Annotated in this window: 3 protein-coding genes; all 3 read left to right on the forward strand. The window is 71.0% G+C overall.

Annotated elements, in window-relative coordinates:
- Positions 1-93 precede the first annotated feature (93 nt).
- Positions 94-534 carry an asparagine synthase-related protein gene (locus AB0K09_RS32750; protein WP_366069033.1) on the forward strand — a complete coding sequence of 147 codons (441 nt, stop codon included), beginning with the start codon at positions 94-96 and terminating at the stop codon, positions 532-534.
- Between the two features lie 236 nt (positions 535-770).
- Positions 771-986 carry a hypothetical protein gene (locus AB0K09_RS32755; protein WP_366069034.1) on the forward strand — a complete coding sequence of 72 codons (216 nt, stop codon included), beginning with the start codon at positions 771-773 and terminating at the stop codon, positions 984-986.
- 122 nt (positions 987-1,108) lie between these two features.
- On the forward strand, positions 1,109-2,221 hold a 1,113-nt coding region (locus AB0K09_RS32760; protein ID WP_366069035.1), incomplete at its 3' end, for a pitrilysin family protein.

The raw sequence follows: 2,221 nt of genomic DNA on the forward strand, positions 1-2,221 counted from the left end.
CGCAGCAGGTCCTCCGACCCGAAGCGCATGTGAAACGGCATGCGGCCCCCGCCCCCGTGACTCTTTCGGCTGTGGACGAAAGAGTAGAGGCCGATGCGGCTGTTCCTCAGCCATGGGCTCAACCGGCTGGACAAGAACCTCATGCAGGGGTCGATCGAGGTGCGCGAACCGTTCCTCGACACCTCGGTGGTCTCCTTCGCGCTCAACTCGCCGCTGGAACGCCATCTGGAGCCACGGCTCAAGGCCGGGCTCGCGGCGGTCGCCCGCCGCCGGCTGCCGGCCGCGCTCGTGGACCGGGAGAAATTCGGCTTCAACTTCTCCGTGTCCGCGTATCTGGGACAGCTGGACACGAAGCATCTGGAGGACGGGGTACTGCGCGGAATTCTGGGCACCGGGAGCCGGGAATGGTGCGATCTGGTGGCGGGAATGTCGGAGCGCAATCTTTTCCGCATCTGGTCGGCGGAAATCTGGTGCCGCCTTTTCCTTGAAGGTGAGAGCGTCACGGGAATCAACAGCCTGATCTGGCAGACATAGCCCCTCAGCTGCACATATAGCGAATATCTCGACTTCCGTATCGGCCGTCCGAAAAAGGGGCAGGCCGATACGGGAGTTTTTCGTTTTCACCCACGGAATCCATTCCGAAATTTCTGCGGAAAGGGCTTGCACCACATTCCCCGGGGCGGCTAATTTTTGTCTCACGCCGAGGCCGCAAGGGACTCGGAAGGAAAAAGCCGCAATCATCGGATTCGGCTCGACCAAAGGAGATCATCATGGAGCGTCAGCACGTCACCGCCCTGCGTCCCCGTCTGGACAAGGCCGCGGGTGCCCGCCAGCATGCGACGGGCCTGCGTCCGCGTCTCGACAAGGCCGCCGGCGCCCGCCAGCACGCGACCGCCCTGCGCCCGCGTCTGGACAAGGCCGCCGGCGCCCGCCAGCACGCGACCGGTCTGCGCCCGCGTCTGGACAAGGCCGTCCAGGGCAAGTGACCCGGGCTCACTCCCGGTGAAGGACCAGGGCCCGGCGCCGATTCGGGGCGCCGGGCCCCACCTCTGCCCAACCTCTGCCCCACTCCCCCGACTTCCCGACTCCCCCGGCTCCAGGAGATCCGATGCCGTCCGTCGACCAGCTGACCCTCCCCAACGGCGTGCGCATCCTCACCCGCACCGACCCGCGGTTCGCCACCGCCGCGGTCTGCGTCGCGATCGGGGCGGGCTCCCGCCACGACCCGGCCGGCCGGGGCGGCAGCCTCCACCTCCTCGAACACCTGCTGATGTCCTCCCGCGTCGCACGCGGCGACGGCGGCGAACCGCGGCCGCTGGCCGAGGAGATCGAACTGCTCGGCGGCCGGGGCAACGCGGTGACCGGCCTGGAGCTGATGCTGCTGCACGCCCAGGTGCTGCCCGCCCTCGCGGCCCGCACCATGGCCGCCCTCGCGTCCGCCGCCGCCCGCCCCGACGTGACCGACGAGCACTTCGAGGCCGAGCAGCGGGCCGTGCTCCAGGAACTGGCCGCCGCCGCGGCCGACCCGTACGACGTCGTGCAGGACGCCTACGTCCGCGAGCTCTTCGCCGGGCACCCGCTGGGCCGGCCGGTCGGCGGCACCCCCGAGGAGGTGCGGCAGGCGTCCCTGGCGGAGCTGCTGTCGGTCCACCGCGAGCTGCTCGCCTCGGCGCCCGTCGCCCTGATCGCCGTCGGCCCCGTCGACGCCGAGGAGATCCGGGAGGCGATCCGGGGCACCGGCATCGACGAGCTCCCCGCCCGCACGGACCGGACCGAGGTGCTCCCCTTCCGGCCGCCGACGCGGCAGGCCGAACCTCCGGCCTTCCCCGACGAGTTCTGCTGGATCTCGGTCGGCGGCCGCTCCCCCGCCGTGCACGACCCGGCCCGCCACGCCCACACCGTCCTCGGCCACCTGCTCGGCGGCGGACCGGCCTCCCTGCTCTACCGCAGGCTCCGCGTCGAGAAGGGACTCGGCTACAACTTCCAGTCCTGGAACCGCAGCTACCGCGAGGGCGGTTCCTGGCGGGCGCTCGTCGGCGCCGAACCGGAGAACGGCCCCCTGGTCGTCGAGACCGTCCGCGCCTGCCTCGCCGAGGTCGCCGCGGAGCCGGACGCCTCGCTGCTCGAAGCGGCGCGCCGCCAGGCCGCGTTCGAACTCCTGGAGGAGGCCGACAGCCCCCTCGGCCAGATCATCCAGCTGGCCCGCGGCACCTACGCCGGC

It is taken from the genome of Streptomyces sp. NPDC049577 (assembly GCF_040675635.1).
Lineage (GTDB): Bacteria > Actinomycetota > Actinomycetes > Streptomycetales > Streptomycetaceae > Streptomyces.

What these genes read in the sequence shown, in the direction of transcription:
- AB0K09_RS32755 (WP_366069034.1), top strand. Translation starts at nt 771, where the DNA reads ATGGAGCGTCAGCACGTCACCGCCCTGCGTCCCCGTCTGGACAAGGCC.
- AB0K09_RS32750 (WP_366069033.1), top strand. Translation starts at nt 94, where the DNA reads ATGCGGCTGTTCCTCAGCCATGGGCTCAACCGGCTGGACAAGAACCTC.